The sequence below is a fragment of the Actinocorallia lasiicapitis genome (genome assembly GCF_054778695.1).
Map to the genome: position 1 here is coordinate 1 of NZ_BAAGZI010000371.1, position 5,810 is coordinate 5,810.

At 71.9% G+C, this 5,810-nt stretch carries 6 protein-coding genes and 1 pseudogene; 5 read left to right on the forward strand and 2 right to left on the reverse strand.

Features of this window, described 5'->3' with window-relative positions; translation table 11 throughout:
- From ACYVE7_RS27850 to ACYVE7_RS27865, 4 genes and pseudogenes are all read left to right on the forward strand, one after another.
- Positions 1–463 (forward strand): annotated as a pseudogene (locus ACYVE7_RS27850) (acetate--CoA ligase family protein); the annotation flags it as partial.
- Positions 460–1,224 (forward strand): glucose 1-dehydrogenase, encoded by a 765-nt coding sequence (locus ACYVE7_RS27855; protein WP_460368698.1) that lies wholly within the window; start codon positions 460–462, stop codon positions 1,222–1,224. The pseudogene ACYVE7_RS27850 and the gene ACYVE7_RS27855, both read left to right, overlap by 4 nt.
- A 50-nt stretch (positions 1,225–1,274) precedes the next feature.
- On the forward strand, positions 1,275–1,946 hold the full coding sequence (gene nfi, locus ACYVE7_RS27860) for a deoxyribonuclease V (RefSeq protein ID WP_460368699.1): 672 nt from the start codon (positions 1,275–1,277) through the stop codon (positions 1,944–1,946).
- Positions 1,947–1,960: 14 nt separating this feature from the next.
- The gene (locus ACYVE7_RS27865; RefSeq protein ID WP_460368701.1) at positions 1,961–2,311 is read left to right on the forward strand and encodes a DUF6247 family protein; all 351 of its coding nucleotides are present in this window, start codon (positions 1,961–1,963) and stop codon (positions 2,309–2,311) included.
- Here ACYVE7_RS27865 and ACYVE7_RS27870 read toward each other — a convergent pair.
- Positions 2,274–2,702, reverse strand: a complete 429-nt coding sequence (locus ACYVE7_RS27870; protein ID WP_460368702.1) for a MarR family winged helix-turn-helix transcriptional regulator — start codon at positions 2,700–2,702, stop codon at positions 2,274–2,276. The genes ACYVE7_RS27865 and ACYVE7_RS27870 overlap by 38 nt on opposite strands.
- A gap of 87 nt (positions 2,703–2,789) precedes the next feature.
- On the opposite strand from ACYVE7_RS27870, the gene ACYVE7_RS27875 reads away from it, so the two are divergent.
- Complete coding sequence (locus ACYVE7_RS27875) at positions 2,790–4,583, forward strand: ABC transporter ATP-binding protein (RefSeq protein ID WP_460368704.1); 1,794 nt, start codon at positions 2,790–2,792, stop codon at positions 4,581–4,583.
- On the opposite strand, the gene ACYVE7_RS27880 is transcribed toward ACYVE7_RS27875, so the two are convergent.
- Positions 4,580–5,810 (reverse strand): amidase (locus tag ACYVE7_RS27880; protein WP_460368706.1); only part of this gene is annotated, 1,231 nt, incomplete at its 5' end. The genes ACYVE7_RS27875 and ACYVE7_RS27880 overlap by 4 nt on opposite strands.

Sequence of the window (5,810 nt, forward strand, 5' to 3'; positions counted from 1 at the left end):
CGACGTGTTCGACGCGGCGGGGCTGCGCCTCGGCGCGCTCCCCGACACGGCCACCGCCCCGCTCAGAGCCCTCGGGCTGGGCGCGGGAACCTCGATCGCCAACCCGCTGGAGATCCCGGTGGGGCCGCGCGGCAACCCGTCGCTCGTCTCCGACACCGTCCAGCGGATCCTGGACCACCGGCCGTACGCCGACGTCGTCACCCACGTCAACGTGCAGTCGTTCTTCACCTACGGCGACAGCGTCGAACCGCTGCTCGCCTATGTCGCGGCCGTGGGCGAACTCCAGGCCGCCGTGGACAACACCCGCGTCACCCTCGTCACCCGCAACGGCGAATGCGCGCCCGCCGGGGTCGAGGAGCAGGTCCGCGCCACCGCACGCGCGGCGGGCGTGCCGGTCTACCGGAACATGGAAGCCGCAGCCGTGGCCATCTCGGCGGGCAAGAACAGCTTGAGGAGTCGATGATGGGTCAGCTCGACGGCAAGGTCGCCCTGATCACGGGCGGGGCGCGCGGCATGGGCAAGTCCCATGTGAAGCGGTTCGTCGCCGAGGGCGCGAAGGTCGTCTTCGGCGACCTGCTGGAGGAGGAGGGCGCGAAACTCGCCGCGGAACTCGACGGCGACGCGCTGTTCCTGCGGATGGACGTCACCAGGGAAGCGGACTGGGCGGCGGCCGTCGACCTGGCCGTCGGCAGCTTCGGCAAGCTCGACGTGCTGGTCAACAACGCCGGGATCATCATGGTCAAGTCCATCGAGGAGATGGAGCTGGCCGAACTGCAGCTCGTGCTGAACGTCAACCTGGTCGGGCAGTGGCTCGGCATCAAGGCCGTGACGGCGCCGATGCGCGCCGCGGGCGGCGGCAGCATCATCAACGTCTCCTCCACCGAGGGTTTCGTCTCCGCCGCCGGGTTCTCCGCCTACAGCGCCAGCAAGTTCGGGGTCCGCGGCCTCACCAAGACCGCGGCCCGCGAACTCGGCAAGGACAACATCCGCGTCAACAGCATCCACCCGGGCGGGATCTTCACCGCGATGTCCCTCGACCCGGCCGTCGTCGAGAACGCCGCGGCCAAGGCCGACGCGTTCATGGAGGCGCTGCCGCTGGGCCGTCTCGGCCGGTCCCGGGAAGTGTCGGGGCTGGTCGCGTTCCTCGCCTCCGACGACTCCTCCTACTGCACCGGCTCGGAGGTCCTCGTGGACGGCGGCATGATCACCGGCCCCGGCTACTGAACCGGGCCGCTCCCCGGCCCGCGCGGAGGGCCGGGGGGTAGCCTGCCGGAATGAAGATCGCGGAACTGGACTGGCCGGAGAGCGAGGCCGCCGCGGTGGCCGAGCAGGAACGGCTGCGCGGCAGCGTGATCCTGGAAGACCGGGGCGGTGAACCCGGGCTGGTCGCGGGGCTGGACGTCGCCTACGCCGACGATCTGGTCGCGGCGGCCGTCACCGTGCTGGACGCCCGCACGCTGGCCGTGGTCGAGTCGGCGGTCGCCGTCGAACGTCCCGCCTTCCCCTACATCCCCGGGCTGTTCGCGTTCCGGGAGATCCCGGCGCTGGTGTCCGCGCTCCGCAAGCTGGAGCACGAGCCCGATCTGCTGGTCTGCGACGGCCACGGCCTCGCCCATCCGCGCCGGTTCGGGCTCGCCTGCCATCTCGGGGTGCTGCTCGGGGTGCCCGCGATGGGCGTCGGCAAGACCTTCCTCGTCGGCGAGCACGTCGAACCGGCCCGCGAACGCGGCTCCTGGACCCCGCTCGTCCACGACGGGGAGACGGTCGGCCGGACCGTCCGCACCCGGGACGGGATCAAGCCCGTCTACGTCTCGGCGGGCCATCTCGTGTCGCTGGAGACCGCCACCCGCCGCGTCCTGGAACTGACGCCCGCGTTCCGGCTCCCCGAGACCACCAGGACCGCCGACGGTCTGTCCCGAAGGGCCCTCGCGGCGGCGACGTCCTGACTACGCTTCGTGGCATGACCGCCAGTGACCCGGCCGCCCTCCTGCGCGAACTCCCCGAAAGCCAGCACGCGTTCTTCGTGGCCCAGTACCGAGCCCTCTGGGTCGACGCGATCAACCCCGACCGGTTCCAGGACGTCCAGCGCTTCCTCGACTTCTGGCGGCTGCACCTGAACCGCAGCGGCGACCCCGGCTTCGCCCGGGAGATCGCCGACCATCTGCGGCGGGCCCGTGAGACGCCCATGATCCCGCTGGCCGAACGGGAGCGGCTGCGGGTCGGCGCCTCGCACCGGGCCGACCTGCGGCGGCGGGCACGGCGCGACCGGTGGATCAGGACGCAGGTGACCGGTCTGCTGTCAGAGCAGTGAGGAGCACACCCAGCTCGGCGCGCTGAGCCTCCGCCAGGGGCGCGAACAGCTCCTCGACGGCGCTCGCTCGCGCCTCGCGGAGCCGTGCGCCGACCTCCAGGGCCTGCTCCGTGGGACGGATCAGGGTGGAGCGCCGGCTGGCCGGATCCGGGGTGCGGACGGCCAGACCGGCCTCTTCCAGGGCGTCGACCACGGTCGTGACGGAGCGGGGCACGATCCCCAGGGCGTCGGCCAGTTCGGTCATCCGGAGCGGCGCGCCGGTGCGGAGGATCACCCGCAGCGCTCTGGCCTGGGCGGGAGTGAGGCCGAGCGGGGCCATCGCGGCCTTCTGGCCTTCCCTGATCCGGCGCGCGGCCTGCATCAGCAGGTCGGCGAGCTGTGCTGGCTCCATGACCGTGAGCCTACCTCATCGTTCTGGGGAATAACTGTGAGCCTGACTCAGTTAGCACGGGTGACACCGAAAGAAAGGGCGGCACCGATGACCACCCCTCACGATCCCCAGAAATCCCCGCAAGCCCCGAAAGAGAAGACTCAGGTCCGCCGGATCCTGCGGCTGTTCAAGCCCTACCGCGGCCGGCTGGCCGTGGTGGGCGCGCTGGTCGGGCTCTCCTCGCTCGTCTCGGTGGCCTCGCCGTTCCTGCTGCGCGCCGTGATCGACACCGCGCTGCCGCAGGGGAACGTCGGCCTGCTCACGCTGCTGGTGCTCGGGATGCTCGCCGTCGCCGTGCTCACCAATGTCTTCTCGGTCTTCCAGACCTATCTGTCCACGGGCGTCGGCCAGCGCGTCATGCACGATCTGCGGTCGACCGTCTACGGGCACATGCAGCGCATGTCGCTGGCGTTCTTCACCCGGACCCGCACCGGTGAGGTGCAGTCCCGGATCGCCAACGACATCGGCGGGATGCAGTCCACCGTCACCTCCACGGCGACCTCACTGGTCTCCAACCTGACCACGGTCGCCGCGACGATCGTCGCGATGCTCGCCCTCGACTGGCGGCTCACCCTCGTCTCCCTGGTCATGCTGCCGGTCTTCGTGCTGATCAGCCGGAAGGTCGGCCGCCAGCGCAAGAAGATCACTTCACGGCGGCAGAAGCAGCTCGCCCGGATGTCGGCGATGGTCGAGGAGTCGCTGTCGGTCAGCGGGATCCTGCTCGGCCGCACCATGGGCCGGTCCGGATCGCTCACCGACGACTTCGCCAAGGAGTCCGGCGATCTGGTCGATCTGGAGATCCGCTCCAGCATGGCCGGGCGCTGGCGGATGGCGAACATCCAGCTCATCATGTCGGCGATGCCCGCGGTCATCTACTGGGCGGCCGGGGTCGCCGCGTCCGGCGGGAACCCGCTGGTGACGGTCGGCACGCTCGTCGCGTTCACCACGCTCCAGGCCGGGCTGTTCCGGCCGCTGATGATGCTGCTCAACACCGGGGTCGAACTCCAGACCTCGACCGCGCTGTTCAGCCGGATCTTCGAATACCTCGATCTGCGGCCCGACGTCGCCGACCCCGCCGAGCCCGTCGCGCTCCCGGAGGTCCGCGGCGAGGTGCGGCTCGACCGGGTGGGGTTCGCCTACGGGCCCGGCGCCAAGGCGCTCGACGACGTCACGGTCACCGTCGCCGCGGGCACCAGCCTCGCGGTCGTCGGCCACACCGGCTCCGGCAAGACCACGCTCAGCTATCTGATCCCGCGGCTGTACGACGTCACCGAAGGGGCCGTGACCATCGACGGGATCGACGTCCGCGACCTGTCGTTCGCGACGCTCGCCCGGACCGTCGGGGTGGTCTCCCAGGAGACCTACCTGTTCCACGCCTCGATCGCCGACAACCTGCGGTTCGCCAAGCCCGACGCCACCGACGCCGAGCTGGAGCGCGCCGCGCGCGCCGCCCAGATCCACGACCACATCGCGGCCCTGCCCGACGGCTACGCGACCATGGTCGGCGAGCGCGGGTACCGGTTCTCCGGCGGCGAGAAGCAGCGCCTCGCGATCGCCCGCACCATCCTGCGCGACCCGCCGGTCCTCGTGCTCGACGAGGCGACCAGCGCGCTGGACAACAAGACCGAACGCGAGGTGCAGCGGGCCCTCGACGAGCTGTCCAAGGGCCGCACCACGATCACGATCGCGCACCGCCTGTCCACGATCCGCGACGCCGACCGGATCATCGTCATGGACGGCGGCCGGATCGCCGAGCAGGGCACCCACGCCGAGCTCCTGGAGCTCGACGGCCGGTACGCCGCCCTCGCCGGCGAGGCCGGCGAACTGGCGTCGCTGCTTTAGACCGGCGGGGTCAGGTCCTGCCAGCGCTCCGCGTCCTGGAGCTGGGCGGCCAGGCTGATCAGCTTGGCCTCCTCGCTGTCGTGGGCGAGGAGCTGCGCGCCGATCGGGAGCCCGTTGGCGGAGAACCCGGCCGGGACGCTCATCCCCGGCCAGCCCAGGACGTTCCACGGCCAGGCCAGCGGGCAGGACGCGGCGACACCCGACTGGGTGCGCTGGTAGCCCGCGCCGTCGAACTCGCCGACCCGGTGCGGGAGCTGCGCGGTCGTCGGGGTGAGCACGATGTCGGCGAACTGGAAGATCCGGCCGACCCGGTGCCGCAGGTAGGGGTCGATCCGCTTGGCGGCGGGCAGCAGCCGGCGGCCCACCGTCCGGCCGATCTTCGCTTCGAACGCGGTGCGGGCCTCGGGGCGCGCGCCGGGGATCGAGTCGAGCCAGTCGGCGACGGCGCTGGTGCCGCGCGGCACCAGGCCGAGCGCGACGGGACCGTAGTCGGGGTCGGCGGGGAACACCTTGTGGCCGAGATCGGTGAGCAGCCGCGCCATCCGCTCGATGGCCAGGCGGATCTGCGGGTCGATCGGGTTCGGGACGCCGAAGGCGGTCTTGAAGGAGACCGCGATCCGCAGGACGCCGGGGTCGCGGGTCGCGGCGTCGGCGAACGGGGTGCGGGGTGGATCGAGCCGGTAGACGTCCTCGGGGTGGCTGCCGGTCAGGACGTCCAGGAAGAGGGCGGCGTCCTCGACGGTGCGGGTGATCGGGCCCCAGACCGTCAGGCCGTTGAACGGGTCGGTGTGCGGGTAGCCGGAGACCCGGCCGCGCTGCGGTTTGATCCCGACGAGGTTGGTCCAGGCGGCGGGGATCCGGATGGAGCCCGCGCCGTCCGAGCCGACCGCCGCGGGCACCATGCCCGCCGCGACCGCCGCCGACGAGCCGCCCGACGAGCCGCCGGGGGTGTAGCCGAGCTTCCACGGGTTGCGGGCCGCACCGTAGCCGGGCGATTCGGAGAACGGCCAGAGCCCGATCTCGCAGGTCCTGGTCTTGCCGACGATGATCGCTCCGGCGGCGCGGAGTTTGCGGACCACCTCGGCGTCCCGGCCGGCCGGGGTGTGGTCGCCGGGGACGGCGAACGTGGTGGTCTCGCCCTCGAGGTCGGTGTCGTCCTTGATCGCCACCGGGACGCCGAGCAGCGGCAGCCGCTCGCCCGCGGCCAGCCGCTTGTCGGCGGCGGCC